The 15,034-nt window shown below is 59.7% G+C and carries 12 protein-coding genes; 7 read left to right on the top strand and 5 right to left on the bottom strand.

The annotated features are described in order from the left end of the window. The first annotated feature begins 289 nt into the window (after nucleotides 1–289). Nucleotides 290–2,395 (top strand): pyruvate/proton symporter CstA, encoded by a 2,106-nt coding sequence (gene cstA, locus GRPL_RS02860; protein ID WP_032688941.1) that lies wholly within the window; start codon nucleotides 290–292, stop codon nucleotides 2,393–2,395. 49 nt (nucleotides 2,396–2,444) lie between these two features. Beyond that, nucleotides 2,445–2,642: a YbdD/YjiX family protein gene (locus GRPL_RS02865; protein WP_032688939.1), complete on the top strand. Its 198-nt coding sequence runs from the start codon at nucleotides 2,445–2,447 to the stop codon at nucleotides 2,640–2,642. Between the two features lie 9 nt (nucleotides 2,643–2,651). Here GRPL_RS02865 and GRPL_RS02870 read toward each other — a convergent pair whose 3' ends face one another. Continuing rightward, a complete protein-coding gene (locus tag GRPL_RS02870; protein WP_032688938.1) occupies nucleotides 2,652–3,395 on the bottom strand; it encodes an SDR family NAD(P)-dependent oxidoreductase in 744 nt (247 codons plus the stop codon). 60 nt (nucleotides 3,396–3,455) lie between these two features. Then, nucleotides 3,456–4,553 carry an oxidoreductase gene (locus GRPL_RS02875; RefSeq protein ID WP_004859384.1) on the bottom strand — a complete coding sequence of 366 codons (1,098 nt, stop codon included), beginning with the start codon at nucleotides 4,551–4,553 and terminating at the stop codon, nucleotides 3,456–3,458. A 161-nt stretch (nucleotides 4,554–4,714) separates the two neighbouring features. On the opposite strand from GRPL_RS02875, the gene GRPL_RS02880 reads away from it, so the two are divergent. The 4 genes from GRPL_RS02880 to GRPL_RS02895 all read left to right on the top strand — a co-directional run bounded on the left by GRPL_RS02880 (nucleotide 4,715) and on the right by GRPL_RS02895 (nucleotide 9,622). Next, nucleotides 4,715–6,217, top strand: a complete 1,503-nt coding sequence (locus GRPL_RS02880) for a sugar ABC transporter ATP-binding protein (protein WP_032700593.1) — start codon at nucleotides 4,715–4,717, stop codon at nucleotides 6,215–6,217. Continuing rightward, nucleotides 6,214–7,212: an ABC transporter permease gene (locus GRPL_RS02885; RefSeq protein ID WP_032688935.1), complete on the top strand. Its 999-nt coding sequence runs from the start codon at nucleotides 6,214–6,216 to the stop codon at nucleotides 7,210–7,212. Before GRPL_RS02880 ends, GRPL_RS02885 begins: the two co-directional genes overlap by 4 nt. 20 nt (nucleotides 7,213–7,232) lie before the next feature. After that, entirely contained in the window at nucleotides 7,233–8,297 is a 1,065-nt protein-coding gene (locus GRPL_RS02890) for a sugar ABC transporter substrate-binding protein (RefSeq protein WP_032688934.1), read from the top strand. Between the two features lie 83 nt (nucleotides 8,298–8,380). Then, nucleotides 8,381–9,622: an LVIVD repeat-containing protein gene (locus GRPL_RS02895; RefSeq protein ID WP_032700592.1), complete on the top strand. Its 1,242-nt coding sequence runs from the start codon at nucleotides 8,381–8,383 to the stop codon at nucleotides 9,620–9,622. A gap of 221 nt (nucleotides 9,623–9,843) precedes the next feature. Here GRPL_RS02895 and mtnK read toward each other — a convergent pair whose 3' ends face one another. Then, entirely contained in the window at nucleotides 9,844–11,043 is a 1,200-nt protein-coding gene (mtnK, locus tag GRPL_RS02900) for an S-methyl-5-thioribose kinase (protein WP_032688932.1), read from the bottom strand. Nucleotides 11,044–11,146: 103 nt separating this feature from the next. Between mtnK and mtnA the strand changes: the two genes are divergently transcribed. After that, the gene (mtnA, locus tag GRPL_RS02905) at nucleotides 11,147–12,175 is read left to right on the top strand and encodes an S-methyl-5-thioribose-1-phosphate isomerase (RefSeq protein WP_032700591.1); all 1,029 of its coding nucleotides are present in this window, start codon (nucleotides 11,147–11,149) and stop codon (nucleotides 12,173–12,175) included. 167 nt (nucleotides 12,176–12,342) lie between these two features. Here the strand turns inward: mtnA and GRPL_RS02910 are convergent, their stop codons facing one another. Next, nucleotides 12,343–13,611 carry a histidine-type phosphatase gene (locus tag GRPL_RS02910; RefSeq protein WP_032700590.1) on the bottom strand — a complete coding sequence of 423 codons (1,269 nt, stop codon included), beginning with the start codon at nucleotides 13,609–13,611 and terminating at the stop codon, nucleotides 12,343–12,345. A gap of 25 nt (nucleotides 13,612–13,636) precedes the next feature. Continuing rightward, nucleotides 13,637–14,998, bottom strand: coding sequence for an MFS transporter (locus tag GRPL_RS02915; protein WP_032700589.1), 1,362 nt, complete (start codon nucleotides 14,996–14,998; stop codon nucleotides 13,637–13,639). Between the last annotated feature and the right edge of the window lie 36 nt (nucleotides 14,999–15,034).

Raw genomic sequence — 15,034 nt, 5'->3', positions numbered from 1 at the left:
CCCTGTTTTCCCGGCTGGCGCTATGCTTAGCCGGGCGACGGGTCGGTGCACTAAGGTTGCCTGGAGCAGGCGTTTACGCCGCGATCCGGGGGTTGTCTGACCACGTATCATGTAGCGCTTTCTTGCTGACGATACATTCCATTTTCCCCCCAGAAGTGATCTCGCTAGCAATGTGAGATAAATCCCTGTCTTTGTACGACATCTGTACGGTTTCAATGTTGTTAAACCCGGCGTTGTGTTCTAGAAACAAAATGTAACATCCTGATTACCTTACCGGTGGAACGCAACGATGAATCATTCAGGGAAATACCTCATCTGGACATTGCTCTCGGTTGTCGGAGCCTTTGCCCTCGGCTACATCGCCTTAAACCGAGGTGAACAGATTAATGCGTTATGGATTGTCGTCGCGGCAGTCTGCATTTATCTGATCGCCTATCGTTTCTACGGTCTCTACATCGCCAAAAATGTGCTGGCGGTTGACCCGACGCGCATGACCCCCGCCGTACGGCATAACGACGGCCTTGATTATGTCCCGACCGATAAAAAAGTGCTGTTCGGTCATCATTTTGCGGCGATTGCCGGTGCGGGGCCGCTGGTAGGACCGGTGCTGGCGGCGCAGATGGGCTATCTGCCGGGGATGATCTGGATCCTCGCCGGGGTGGTGCTGGCCGGCGCGGTGCAGGACTTTATGGTGCTGTTCGTCTCTACGCGCCGCGACGGGCGTTCTCTCGGTGAGCTGGTGAAAGAAGAGATGGGGCCAACCGCCGGAGTGCTGGCGCTGGTGGCCTGCTTTATGATTATGGTGATTATCCTCGCCGTACTGGCGATGATCGTGGTGAAAGCGTTGACCCACAGCCCGTGGGGCACCTATACCGTGGCCTTCACTATTCCGCTGGCGATCTTTATGGGGATCTACATTCGCTACCTGCGTCCGGGACGCATCGGCGAAGTGTCGGTGATTGGCCTGGTGATGCTGGTGTTCGCGATTGTCTCCGGCGGATGGGTGGCGGAAAGCCCGACCTGGGCGCCGTGGTTTGATTATACCGGCGTACAGCTGACCTGGATTCTGGTGGGCTATGGTTTTATTGCCGCCGTTCTTCCGGTGTGGCTGCTGCTGGCGCCGCGTGATTACCTGTCGACCTTCCTGAAAATCGGCACCATCGTCGGGCTGGCGATTGGTATTCTGATTATGCGCCCTACGCTGACCATGCCGGCGCTGACCAAATTTATTGACGGCACAGGCCCGGTGTGGTCCGGCAGCATGTTCCCGTTCCTGTTTATCACCATCGCCTGCGGTGCGGTCTCCGGCTTCCATGCGCTGATTTCATCCGGAACCACGCCTAAGATGCTGGCGAATGAGGGCCAGGCCTGCTTTATCGGCTATGGCGGTATGCTGATGGAGTCCTTTGTCGCCATCATGGCGCTGGTGGCGGCCTGCGTTATCGATCCGGGCGTCTACTTTGCGATGAACAGCCCGATGGCGGTGCTGGCGCCGGCTGGCACCACCGATGTGGTGGCCTCTGCCGCGCAGGTGGTCAGCAGCTGGGGCTTTAGCATTACGCCGGACACGCTGCGCCAGATAGCCAGCGAAGTGGGTGAGCAGTCGATCATCTCGCGAGCCGGCGGCGCACCGACGCTGGCGGTGGGGATGGCCTACATCCTGCACGGCTCGTTGGGCGGTCTGATGGATGTCGCCTTCTGGTACCACTTCGCCATTCTGTTTGAAGCCCTGTTCATCCTGACGGCGGTAGATGCGGGCACCCGTGCGGCGCGCTTTATGCTGCAGGATTTACTGGGCGTGCTCAGCCCGGGCCTGAAGAAAACCAACTCGCTGCCGGCCAACCTGCTGGCAACCGGGCTTTGCGTGCTGGCATGGGGATACTTCCTGCATCAAGGGGTTGTTGACCCGCTCGGCGGCATTAACACGCTGTGGCCGCTGTTTGGTATCGCTAACCAGATGCTGGCGGGGATGGCATTGATGCTGTGTGCGGTGGTACTGTTTAAAATGAAGCGCGAACGCTATGCCTGGGTCGCGCTGCTGCCGACGGCCTGGCTGTTGATTTGTACCCTGACCGCCGGCTGGCAAAAGTCGTTCAGTCCGGATACCAAAGTCGGCTTCCTGGCGATTGCCAATAAGTTCCAGGCGATGATCGATAGCGGCAATATTCCTGCCCAGTACACCGAATCACAGCTGGCGCAGCTGGTCTTTAACAACCGGCTGGATGCGGGATTAACCATCTTCTTTATGGTGGTCGTGGTGGTGCTGGCGTTCTTCTCCATCAAAACCGCGCTGGCGGCGTTGAAAGAGGACAAACCGACGGCGAAAGAGACGCCTTATGAGGCGTTACCTACCGCTGCACAGCCGATGGCGGCTCAGGCGAAGCGCGCACATTAAACCCCACCCCCTTTCCGCATGCCGGAAAGGGGGACCATGAGAGAGCACTATGTTTGATACCCTTTCGAAAGCCGGGAAGTATCTGGGTCAGGCGGCGAAAATGATGATTGGCGTGCCCGATTACGATAATTATGTCGAGCATATTCGCCAGACGCATCCTGAGCAAACGCCGATGACCTATGAAGAGTTCTTCCGCGAGCGACAGGATGCACGCTACGGCGGAAAAGGCGGCGCGAAATGTTGTTAAGCCCTTCCTTCAGGCATTAAGTCCCCCATCAACATCCAGACCGGTGCCGGAGATTTGTCCGGCCGCCGGGCTGGCCAGAAAGGTCACTGCGGCGGCAACGTCATCCGGCTGACCGTAATGTCCGACGGCAATAAGCTGACGCTGCGAGTCGGCCTGCTCCCCGTTCGCCGGGTTCATATCGCTATCGGTCGGCCCGGGATGCACCAGGTTTACGGTAATACCGCGCGGCCCGAGATCGCGGGCGAGGCCACGGGTCAGCGAGTTGAGCGCAGATTTGGTCATGGCGTAGACCGCGATGCCCGGCGAGGCGACGCGGTTGGCGAGGCAACTGCCGATATTAATAATGCGCCCTCCTGCGGGTAGGTGCGGCAGCGCTGCCTGGATGGCGATCACCACGCCACGGATATTGACGTTGATCAGCGCGTCGATATCTTCCAGCGACAGCGACTCCAGCGGGCCGCCGCGGGCAATCCCGGCGTTATTTACCAGAATATCCAGCCCACCCAGGGTCTCGACCGTGCGCGTGACGGCCTGCTGAATCGCCTGGGCGTTCGCGCTGTCGGCCTGAATCGCCGCGCCGCGGCGGCCGAGTGCCACAATCTCGTCGGCAACCGCCTGTGCTTTATCGGCGGATTTTTCATAAGTGATAACCACATCGGCGCCCGCCTGCGCCAGCGACAGCGCAATGGCGCGGCCAATTCCGCGACTGGCTCCGGTAACCAACGCTCTTTTACCCGTTAACTCGATCTGCATGATGACCTCGTACTGTGAGTGGGAGATGCATCATTAGGTATAGAGCGAGATTCCTGTCCGTCAATGCACCTGTCTGCGGAAGTTTTCCACTTTCTCAAACGCGGCGGCCAGGCTTTGCGGCGTCAGTTCCACCGGCAGGAAGTGGATCGACTCCACCGGACGCAGGGTATGGGCAATGACCCGCTCCAGTTCGTCGCGGTTGTGGATATCCACGTCAAGTTCCGCCAGGGTGGTGGGCAGGTTGAAACGCTGCCAGGCGTTGATCAACTGGGCCAGCACGTCGTCCTGACCCAGCAGGGCGCTTTGCACCAGAATGCCGTAGGCAACCTTGGTGCCATGAAGGAATTTATCAGTCTGCGGCAGGATCGTCAGGCCGTTATGCACCGCATGGGCGGCGGCGACGCGGGTATAGCGCTCACCTAAGCCGCCGACCATCCCGCCGCCGGCGATAATGGCATCCGTCACATCGCGGAACGCCTGCGACAGTTCGCCGCGCTGTTGATCCGCCAGCGCGGTTTCACTGCTTTGCAGCAGAACGTCGCGAATGGCCAGCGCGCCGTTAATCCCCAGACGCACGGTCAGCGGCAGCGTTTCCGGCTGCGGTGCCAGCACCACTGCTTCATACCATTTCGCCAGCGTATCGCCGATTCCCGCCAGCAGATATTCCGCCGGCGCGTTGAGGATGATTTGCGGTTCCACCAGCACCAGGAAGTTGGCGTCATCAAAGATTTCAAAATGCAGCGCCTGCCCGGCGTCGTTGTACCACACCGACAGCGGGGTCCACGCGGCGCAGGTGGCGGCGATGGTCGGGATGGCCACCACCGGCAGACCCAGCCGCCGGGCCACGGCCTTGGCGGTATCCAGCAGCGCGCCGCCGCCGACGCCAATCACCACGGCGCGGTCATCTCCGGCTTCCGCGACCAGCTGCGCGACGTCGCTTTCGCTGCAGTGCCCGCTAAACAGCACTTTTTTGGCGCCGACGGCATGAAACGCCTCCGGCAGGAAGGGCTGCGCACCGGCGATGGCGCGCTCGCCGTAGATCCAGATGGCGCGGGCAAGCTGCTCGTCGCTGTAAAAATCGTGCAGGTGGGCAAGGCTGCCGTTATGGGAAAAATAGTTAGCCGGGCCGGGTACCACGCGGATATCGCTGTTGCTCATGAACGCTGTCCTTATTTCGTTTCGCTAACCTGATGTTATGTCTGGACATCCGGATGGCTAATATTATTTCGTTTTATCTTATGCCTTTTACGCAGTTGTCAGTCAAGGTCGGCTGTGAAAAATTCGTTAAATCAGAATATTAATCGTAAAGGTCCCGGCGGATGACAGCGAATCGTCTTGAGATGAACAACATTAATCTGGCCTTTTCCGGTTTCAGGGCGCTGAGCAATGTGGCGTTCACCCTGCGGGGAGGGTCGGTACACGCGCTGACCGGTGCTAACGGGGCGGGGAAATCGACGCTGATGGCGGTGCTGTGCGGAACGCACGCCCATTATGAGGGCGAGATTGTCATCAATAATCAGCCGGTGAGCGTTCGCTCGCCGCGGGATGCGAAACAGCTGGGCATTCATCTGGTGCAGCAGGAAGTCGATGTGGCGCTGGTGCCCGGCCTGTCCATTGCGGAAAACATTATGCTGGATCGTCTGGCGGAGCCGGGGCTGGGCTTTAGCTGGCGCGCAGTGCGCGAGCAGGCGCGCGAGGCCCTGGCCCAGCTGGATATTACGCTCGATGTGCGTCGCCCCATCGACAGCTGTACCCTGGCGGAGAAACAGCAGATTCTGCTGGCCCGCGCGCTGTCGCACCATTGCCGGTTTTTGATTCTGGATGAACCCACCGCGCCGTTGGATCAGCATGAAAGTGAGCGCCTGTTTACGGTGGTGCGCCGCCTGCAACAGCAGGGGATCGGCGTGGTGTTCATCTCCCACCGTATTCATGAGCTGAAGGCTATTTGCGACACCCTGACGGTATTGCGCGACGGCAAGCTGATTGAAAGCAGCCCGATGAACGATCTGAGCGGCGAGCAGATCGTCGAGAAGATGCTCGGCCATGAGCTGAGCGATATCTTCCCGCCGCAACGTCCGCCGCACGGCGAAGAGATTCTGTTACAGGTTGACGGTCTGCACGATGAGGGGCTGCTGCAGGATATTTCGCTGCGTCTGCGCAAAGGCGAAATTCTTGGTATCGCCGGCCTGGCCGGCGCGGGAAAAACTGAACTGTGCAAAGCGCTGTTTGGCGCCAGCAAAAGCCGCCTGACGCGCGGGGAGTTGAACAGCCAGCCGTGGCGGCCTCGCGACCCGGCAGATTCCGTGCTGCGCGGGCTGGCGCTGGTGCCGGAAGAGCGGCGCAAAGAGGGCATTTTTATCGAAGAAGCGATCGGCATGAATCTGGCGGTCAGCGCCGATAACAGCTTTTCGCGCTGGAGCCTGTTCGGCCATCGCCAGGCGTGGCGCTGGGCGGAAGAGGTGATCGCCCGGATCGGGATTCGTACCACCGGCCCGGCCCAGACCCTGCGCCGGCTTTCCGGCGGTAACCAGCAGAAAGTGGCGATCGGCAAATGGCTGCGCGGCAACGCCAACGTCTTGATATTCGACGAGCCGACCAAGGGCGTCGATGTGAAAGCCAAAACCGACCTGTTCACCCTGATCGACGGCCTGGCGCGAGACGGGAAGGGGATTATCTATGCCTCGGGCGAATTCTCTGAGCTGGTGGGATTGTGCGATCGTATTTGCGTGTTGTGGGACGGCCGTATCGTCGCAGAAATTCCGGGCGCTGAGGCCCGGGAAGAGACACTTCTTTATTACTCCACCGGAGGAGCAGCAGCGTGAGTAAGGCCCTGGCAGTTAACGCGACGGCATCGGGTCGTCAGCGATTTTTTGATTTTCTTTATAAATGGGGCATGTTGCTGACCGTGGTGGCGCTGATTGCCGTTTTTGGCCTCGCCTCGGACAACTTCCTCGACCCGTTCAACATCATCAACATTTTGCGCTCCATCGCTATCGTGACGGTGATTGCGATTGGCGTCTCTGTTTCGTTGACCATTGGCGGCTTTGACCTGTCGGTGGGGTCCACGGCTTCACTGGCAAACGCGCTGGTGATTTCGCTGTTTGTCTGGCACGGCTTCGGCACTACCGAGGCGATCCTTGTCACCCTGGCGCTCTGTACGCTGGTGGGGCTGTTCAACGCTTTTTTGATTGTCGTACTGCGCATTCCCGACATGCTGGCCACCCTCGCCAGCCTGTTTGTGATTCAGGGCGTGGCAATGACCTACAGCTACGGCGGCTCGATTACCGAGAACATGGTATTGCCGAGCGGTGACATGGCGGAAGGCGTGATTCCGGCCGCCTTCGGTTCGCTGGGACAGGTGCCTACGATTGTGATCGTGATGCTGGTGGTGACCGTGGTGGCCCAGCTGGCGCTCTCGTTCACCACGCACGGGCGGAGAATGTACGCCATCGGCGGAAACCCAGAGGCCGCACGGCTCTCGGGGCTGCGCATCACCCGCTATAAAGTGGCGGCCTATGTTATCGCCTCGCTGCTGGCCGGACTGGGCGGCATTTTACTGGCCTCGCGCATCGGTTCCTCGCAGGTTAATGCCGGCAGCGGCTACCTGATGGATGCGGTGGCGGCGGCGTGGATTGGCTTTTCGCTGGCGGGTTCCGGCAAACCGAACGCGCTGGGGACGCTGGTGGGGGCGGTGATTCTTGGCGTGCTCTCCAACGGCCTGGTGATGCTGTCGGTGCCGTACTACGCCATGGACATTATTAAAGGGCTGGTGCTGGCTGGCGCGCTCGCACTGACCTACTTTCAGCGCCGCACATAACATTTTACAGGGTAAACACCATGAAAAAGATAACGCTTTCACTCATCGCATTGGGGTTGTTCAACTCTGCGGCGGCCTTTGCTGAAACCCCGACGCCGATCCCGGCGGCGATTGCCGAACATAGCGGCCCGATTCGTATCGCGGTGATCCGCAATCTTGGATCCGACGATAACACCACCCAGTTTGTCTCCGGGGCCATCCAGGAGGGTAAAAAGCTCGGTTTTAAAATCAGCACCTTCCTGAGCAACGGCGATGATGCCAAATTCCAGGACTTCGTTAACCAGGCGATTAGCCAGAAATACGACGGCATTATTCTCTCCCAGGGACGCGATCCGTACTCGACCGCGCTGGTGAAAAAAGCGGTGGATGCCGGAATTAAAGTCGCCGTATTCGATACGGCGGTCAACGGTGAGATCCCGGGCGTCACCGTCACCCAGCAGGACGATGCTTCGCTGACCGAGCTCTCCTTTGGCCAACTGGTGAAAGACTTCAACGGCAAAGCCAACATCATCAAACTGTGGGTCGCCGGCTTCCCGCCGATGGAGCGCCGCCAGGCCGCTTACCAGACGCTGCTTAAGCAAAACCCGGGGATTAAAGAGCTGGAGTCGATTGGCGCCGTCTCGTCCGACGTGCAGGGCGATACCGCCAATAAAGTGGGTGCGATTCTGGCTAAATACCCGAAAGGCAAGATCGATGCGATTTGGGGAACCTGGGATGCGTTCAGCCAGGGAGCCTATAAAGCGCTGAAGGAGAACGGTCGCAGCGAAATCAAACTCTACAGCATTGATATTTCTAACCAGGATCTGCAGCTGATGCGTGAATCCGGCAGCCCGTGGAAGGTGAGCGTGGCGGTGGATCCGAAGCTTATCGGCGCCACTAACGTGCGCCTGATCGCCAATAAGATTGCCGGTGAACCGACCCCTGCAACCTATGACTTCAAAGCGGCGGCTATTCCGCAGGCGCTGCTGGCGGCGCAGCCGGGGGCAGTTAACGTTGCCTCGCTGGGTAAAATCATTCCGGGCTGGGGCCAGACGGAAGACTTTATCGCCCCGTGGTTCGCCACGCTGGAAGCAAAAAACAAGTAACGCCCGCTGGCGCTGCGCTTACCGGGTCTGTGGTCTGGCAGGTCGGATAAGGCGCCGCCACCATCCGGCAAAAGGAGCTCAAGGTGATTGAATTACCGCGCCCCGACTACAGCCGCAATATGCGGCTGATTGGGCATAGCGATCAGGGAGGACGCCCGGACGGCGTCCAGCTCATGGTGCACCGTGGCTTTGCGTATATCGGCCATATGGTGTCGCAGGGTTTTTCGGTGGTGGATGTGCGCGATCCGGCGCGTCCGCAAGCGGTAAACTACATTGCCGCGCCGCCGGGGACCTGGAACGTGCATTTGCAGGCGCATGATGATCTGCTGCTGGTTATTAATGCCCGCGATCTGTTTGCCGACACCCGTTTTGCCGACGAGAAGGTTTACTACACGCGTTCGGTGGGTGAAACGGTGAGCGACGTGCAGGATAAGGGCTGGAGCGCCGGGCTGCGGATTTTTGATATTTCACGTCCGGAGCATCCGCGCGAGATTGGCTTTTTGTCACTCAGCGGTATCGGCATTCATCGGATCTGGTACGTTGGCGGGCGTTGGGCCTACGTTTCCGCGCTGATTGACGGTTTTAGCGATTATATCTTCCTGACTATCGATCTGGCGGATCCGCGCAAGCCGGAAGTGGGCGGACGCTGGTGGTTGCCGGGGATGAACCTGGCGGCAGGGGAGACGGCGGACTGGCCGCAGGGCAAGCGCTACGCGTTGCATCACGCCATTATCGCCGGGGACACCGCTTACGGCAGTTGGCGCGACGGTGGCCTGACGCTGCTCGACGTGAAGGACAGAACTCAGCCGAAGCTGGTTAGCCATCGTAACTGGAGCCCGCCGTTTGGCGGCGGAACCCATACGGCGCTGCCGCTGCCGGACAGAAATCTGCTGGTCGTGCTGGATGAAGCGGTGCTTGATAATCAGCAGGATGGCGAGAAGCTGATCTGGCTTTTTGATATCCGCGAACCGACAAACCCGGTGAGTATCGCCACATTCCCGCAGCCGGATGAAGCCGACTACGTGGCGAAAGGGGCGCACTTTGGTCCGCATAATCTGCATGAGAATCGCCCCGGCAGCTTTATCAGCTCAACGCTGATTTTTGCCACTTACCAGAATGCGGGCGTTCGCGCCTACGATATTTCCAACCCTTATCGCCCGGTGGAGACCGGGGCGCTGGTCCCGGCCGCGCCGGCAAAAATGATGGATACCCGTCCGGGTCGCCCGCAGGTCATTCAGTCCTGCGATGTGTTTGTCGATGCGCAGGGGATTATCTACAGCACGGATTACAACGGCGGGTTGTCGGTGATTGAGTATCTCGGGTAGGTTTTTTGCCGGGTGGCGCTGCGCTTACCCGGCCTACAAAACCCCGGACGATATGCCGGATAAGGCATCAGGAGCGTAGACGGGGTAAGGCGTCAGGACGATATTCCGGATAAGGCATCAGGAGTGTAGGCCGGATAAGGCGTCATGACGATGTGTTGGATAAGGTATCAGGACCGTAGGCCGGGTAAGGCGTAAGCCGCCACCCGGCATACAGGCCGCACTTAGCTGTACTGGCGCACTCGCGCCACCAGCTCTTCGACGCTATCGATACGGTCGGCAATCACAATCAGCGCTTTACCCAGGGCGATCGCGTGGCGCAGGCATTCGTGGCGCATGGCCTCATCCTGAATCGTCTCTATATCGGCGACATGGGACAGGCCGATGCTACGGCGAATCAGCTCGGTGCCGCAGAAGCCAATCGCGTCGTTCCAGACTTTTTTCAGGAACGCGCAGGCATAGCCGGGGTAGGCCAGCGCCGCATCGCGCGTTTTCTCCGCTGCCAGAGACTGGAAGCGTTCGGCAAACGTATTCCACAGCGACTGAATATCGTGCAGACGCTGTTCGCGAGCCGCGGCCGCATCGCGAATGCCCAGATGCCCCGGCAGGCCGCAGTAGTTCAGCAGCAGGTTGCCGATGGCGGTACCGATATCAAAACCTATCGGGCCGAAATAGCCGAACTCCGCATCGATGGCTTTAAAACTGTCCTCGGCAACAAAAATGGAACCGCTGTGAATATCGCCGTGTAGCAATGCTTCGGCATGCGAGAAGAAGCGATGTTTCAGCGATGCGACTGCCAGCCTGAGCGACGCGTCGTCACGCAGGGCGGCCACTTCAGCTTCCAGTTCGGCCGGGTAGTTATTGCGTTCGTGAACCTGGTACGGGTCGTTGAAAAACAGGTCTTCGGTGATTTCGCACATCTCCGGATTGATAAACCGGGCGACCTGAGCCTTTTTCTCATGCGGATGGAGGTAGAAATCACTGGTATGAAACAGCGCCTGGGCCAGATATTCTCCCAGCTGGCTGGCGGCCTGCGGATAGTAAACGTTGTTAATCAGCTCGCCGCGCCAGATACGATGATCGGAAAGATCTTCCATCACCATCACCGCCAGCTCGGGGTCGAAGTGGTGGATTTTCACCGTGTGCTGCGGAGCGTGCTGGTAGTGCGCCACCAGGGTTTGCGCCTCGAGACGAGCGCGGTCGAGGGTCAGCGGCCAGGATTCCCCTACGCAGCGAACGTAGGGCAGGGCCTGCTTCACGACAACGCGGCTCACGCCGTGAGTATCATAAATCTTAAAGACCAGGTTGAGGTTACCGTCCCCCACTTCCTGCGCGGACACCAGCTCCGACGGGTCATCGATGCCGCCAAATTGTTGTGCGTATGCCACGGCATCGCCGGGGGTGAAGGTATGGTATTGCGACATTGCCTCGATCCTCAAAAGTTCTGATTAAGCCGTTCAGACGTCTATACTTCTGGATTTCATCCTGACACAATGTGATACAACAACGCAACAGGGATTTAACGATATGCAGACACTACAGACCACCAGCCTGCGGGTAAGCGAAAATCAGCTTTTTATTCTTGATCAGCAGGCATTGCCGCAGGAAAAACGCTGGCTGGCGGCGGATAACGTTTCGTTGCTGGTGGACCATATTCACGCCCTGCGGGTACGCGGGGCGCCGTTAATCGGCCTGTCGGCCAGTCTGCTGCTGGCGCTGCTGGCCCGGCGCGGCCTCAGCCGGGATGAACTGGCTCAGGCGCTGGAAACGCTGCGCGCCGCGCGCCCGACGGCGGTAAATCTGATGAATAATCTCGATCGCATGAAGCTGGCGCTGGCGGAAGAGAACTATGCCCAGGCGCTGGAAGAGGAAGCGCTGCGCCTGATCGCAGAAGATAAACAGCTGTGCGCCAGCATCGCCGAAGCGGGAAGCGCGCTGGTGAAGCCGGGCAGCCGCCTGCTGACGCATTGTAATACCGGCGGTCTGGCCACGGCGGGCGTAGGGACGGCGCTGGGAGTGATTGCGCTGGCCCATCAGCGCGGGCTGGTGGAAAACGTCTGGGTCGACGAGACGCGCCCGCTGCTGCAGGGCGGTCGGTTGACCGCCTGGGAGCTGGGTGAACTGGGAGTGCCTTATCGGCTGATTACCGATTCGATGGCCGCCAGCCTGATGGCCAAAGGGCAGGTTGACGCCGTATGGGTCGGGGCTGACCGTATCGCAGCTAACGGCGATGTGGCGAATAAGATAGGCACCTATTCCCTGGCGGTACTGGCGAAGTATCACGCTATTCCGTTCTACGTGGCGGCACCGCAAACCACACTCGATCGCCACTGTCCCAACGGCGAGGCGATTCCGATTGAGCAGCGGGCGGCAGCGGAAGTGACCGGCGTCGCCGGCAGCTTTGGCGCGGTACAGTGGGCGCCGAAAGATGCCGCCGTTTACAATCCGGCATTTGACGTCACTCCCGCGGCGTTAATTAGCGGCTGGGTGCTGGATAGCGGCGTGGTCACCCCGGAGCAGGTGGCGGCCGGGGCGTTTTCGCCGAAAAAGGCCTGAGTCAAAGCGCAGTTATTCCCCTCTGGTTATGGGTAAAGTGCACCTTGTAAAATTGCCCGGTGGCGGCTGACACCTTACCGGGCCTTCGGGACGGGCTCAGATCGGGTTTTGTAGGTCAGGTAAGGCGCCAGCCGCCACCTGACAAGCGTGCGGGCACGATCGCCCAATCACGGCAGAACCATATCGACCTCCGGAGCAGAGTGCGGGTCGATATGCCGGCCGAGGGTTGTCAGCGCCGCCTGGTAAGGGCACAGGGTCCCGACGGCGGTCGTCTGGCAGCCCGGCTGACGCCACTCCTGGCGCAGCAGCGGATGCTGGCTGTCCGGTATTTGCAGACGACGTAAATCGTCCAGACTTTGCGCCTGGAAGTAGACGCGCAGGTAGCGTTTACCGCTATGGGTATCGCGCCAGCGTTCCAGTACCAGGCTGCTGCCCGGCGGGATATTGCCGCGGCTGTATCCCGGCAACTGCCAGCTAAAATCCATTAACGTACGCACCATGGCGATATTGGTATCGTGCGCCACCAGCAGCAGCCAGCGCACGTCAGGCGTGGCGCCTTCTTTTACCCCCTCCAGCATGGCGTTGAGCAGAATCGAACCGCGTTTTTGCGCGGTATAAAACACGTCGTTGCTCAGATCGTAGTTCTCCGTCAGCAGCGGCAGCAGGGCGGTGATCTGGCTGGAGCGGGTGATGTTGCCCCATGCCAGCTGGCTGAGAGGCAGGTTTTCGCTCCAGCCCAGGCGCAGCGTCTCAACCATATTGGCCATCACGCTCAGTCCGCTAATCGACGTTTTGCCGCTTTTGCTCTGCTCGACCTGCCACGGCTGGTCGAACGCCGGACAGGGCTTGCCGGGCACGCAGACCGCATTTTTCAGCAGCTGAATCACCGGAGCCAGCGCCTGCCGACGCAGTGCCAGATCGCCGGCTTTTTCCTCCACTGCCGCCAGCTGGCGGGCGGGATCGGTTTGCGTGGCGGCAAATTTCTCGGTCTGAAACAGCGGATCGGCGTCGCCGCTGACGTGATGAATGGCTACGCCACAGCCGGGAAAGGCGCCGTCCACCAGCGCCTGGGCGGTGGCCCGCGTGCGCTGCAAGGGACTGGCGCGAACGTAAATCTCGCCGTTCGCCGGGCAGCCCGCCGTCAGCAGGCCGAGCTGGCGAAAGCGCAGGCCCTCTTCGCGCCCTTTATTGACCACCGCGGCATAACCATGGCCGGTCAGCTCGCCGTCGTGGGTGGTCCACTGGGGCCACGAACGCTGAGTCGCGGCGTCGATGGCTTCCCGGTTGCCCGGTGTCGGCGGGCGAATGCCGTGGCGGCTGAGTTCAACCACTTTTTCCAGCTCAAACTGCGCGGCGGCATGCCCCGGTGCGGCCAGCAGCGGCAGGGCGCAGGCAAACAGCAAGCGTAGCAAAACCTGATGTCGTACAGGCATCATAAAATCTTCCTTATCGGTTAAAGTGTTATGACGAGAATGAGGTCTGACGTTCTATCGCGTGTCGCCTGGCGACAATAGCAGCGGTGGTAAAACAGAATAGCGCGGACATCAGGCCGGCGCCTACCCAAAACAGCGACAGCGTACTGAAGTCGTACAGCGTTTTGCCATTTTCGATAATCGACGTTTTATCGATGATGATGCCGGTGAGAAACTCGCCGAGTCCCGCCCCCGCGTAGCTGGCGATACCGATGGTGCCGAGCGCTGCGCCCGCGGCTTTGCGCGACGAAATATCGACCGCAATCAGTCCGCCAAGGAAGCAGGTCAATGCGCCAATGGTGGCGCCGAAGATAATCATCGCCAGAATGTCGGTGTAGTAGCCGTGCGGCGACCAGAGCATCAGCGCAAAGCCGGCGGTGTTGAGCAGGCTGATAAACCCGGCCATCACGCTGCGGTTACGCGGGAAGAGGCGGTCGGAGAGCATGCCGGCGAGAATGGTGCCGGCAATACCCGCGATGGCGTTAACCCCGATAATCCCGGAGGCTTCAAGGGTAGAGTAGGCTTTATCCTGCTCGAGAAAGAAGATCCCCCACGAGTTCACCGCGTAGCGGTCGATATACATAAACGCCGAGGCCATCGCCAGCGTCCACAGGGCCGGGTTGCGCAGCGCCAGCAGCTGATTTTTAAACACCGAGCCGCGGGCCTCCGCCTCTTCCTGCGGTTCGTCGCGAATCACGTTGATTGACGGGAAGCCGCAGCTTTGCGGTGAATCGCGCATAAACAGCAGCAACAGCGCCACCCCGACGGCGCCGAGCGCTGCCGTTGATAAATAGCCCATTTGCCAGCCAAAGGCCGCAATGACGGCGGCGATCACGATGTAGGTCAGCGCTTCGCCGATGTTGTGGGCGGTTGACCAGATACCATAAAAGGTGCCGCGCTCTTTATATCCGTACCAGCGTGCCAGCGATACCGCACAGGGACCGACCCCCATCGATTGCGCCCAGCCGTTGATTCCCCAGAAAACCGCCAGCAGCAGGGCATTGCTGGTCATCCCCATCATCAGATTCATCCCGGCGCTCAGCAGCAGGCCGAGACTCATATAGCGAACCACATTGGCATGATCGGCAACGAAGCCATTAACCAGTTTGCCGATGGCGTAGCTGAAAAACAGCGCCGAGCCGATCATTCCCAGCTCGGTAGGAGAAATACCCAGCTCGACGAGCGCGCTTTTGGCGACGGTAAATGACAGTCGGCAGACGTAAAAGGTCACGTAGGCGACGGTCATGGCTAAAAAAGTTTGCCAGCGCACGCGGCGAAAGCGTTGTTCATCGAACTGCACGCCTGCCTTGGGCGGAGAAGCGCGAAAAAATGCGATAATTCTTCCAGACATAATGGTATCTCCGAAGGTCGGAGGCCTGACTGATTA

Origin of the sequence: Klebsiella planticola ATCC 33531 (assembly GCF_000735435.1) — a bacterium.
Taxonomy (GTDB): domain Bacteria; phylum Pseudomonadota; class Gammaproteobacteria; order Enterobacterales; family Enterobacteriaceae; genus Klebsiella; species Klebsiella planticola.
This window is presented reverse-complemented; position numbering and strand designations above follow the sequence as displayed.

Coding starts and splice junctions, on each gene's coding strand:
- cstA (WP_032688941.1), top strand. CDS start 290: ATGAATCATTCAGGGAAATACCTCATCTGGACATTGCTCTCGGTTGTC.
- GRPL_RS02865 (WP_032688939.1), top strand. CDS start 2,445: ATGTTTGATACCCTTTCGAAAGCCGGGAAGTATCTGGGTCAGGCGGCG.
- GRPL_RS02870 (WP_032688938.1), bottom strand. CDS start 3,395: ATGCAGATCGAGTTAACGGGTAAAAGAGCGTTGGTTACCGGAGCCAGT.
- GRPL_RS02875 (WP_004859384.1), bottom strand. CDS start 4,553: ATGAGCAACAGCGATATCCGCGTGGTACCCGGCCCGGCTAACTATTTT.
- GRPL_RS02880 (WP_032700593.1), top strand. CDS start 4,715: ATGACAGCGAATCGTCTTGAGATGAACAACATTAATCTGGCCTTTTCC.
- GRPL_RS02890 (WP_032688934.1), top strand. CDS start 7,233: ATGAAAAAGATAACGCTTTCACTCATCGCATTGGGGTTGTTCAACTCT.
- mtnK (WP_032688932.1), bottom strand. CDS start 11,043: ATGTCGCAATACCATACCTTCACCCCCGGCGATGCCGTGGCATACGCA.
- mtnA (WP_032700591.1), top strand. CDS start 11,147: ATGCAGACACTACAGACCACCAGCCTGCGGGTAAGCGAAAATCAGCTT.
- GRPL_RS02910 (WP_032700590.1), bottom strand. CDS start 13,611: ATGATGCCTGTACGACATCAGGTTTTGCTACGCTTGCTGTTTGCCTGC.
- GRPL_RS02915 (WP_032700589.1), bottom strand. CDS start 14,998: ATGTCTGGAAGAATTATCGCATTTTTTCGCGCTTCTCCGCCCAAGGCA.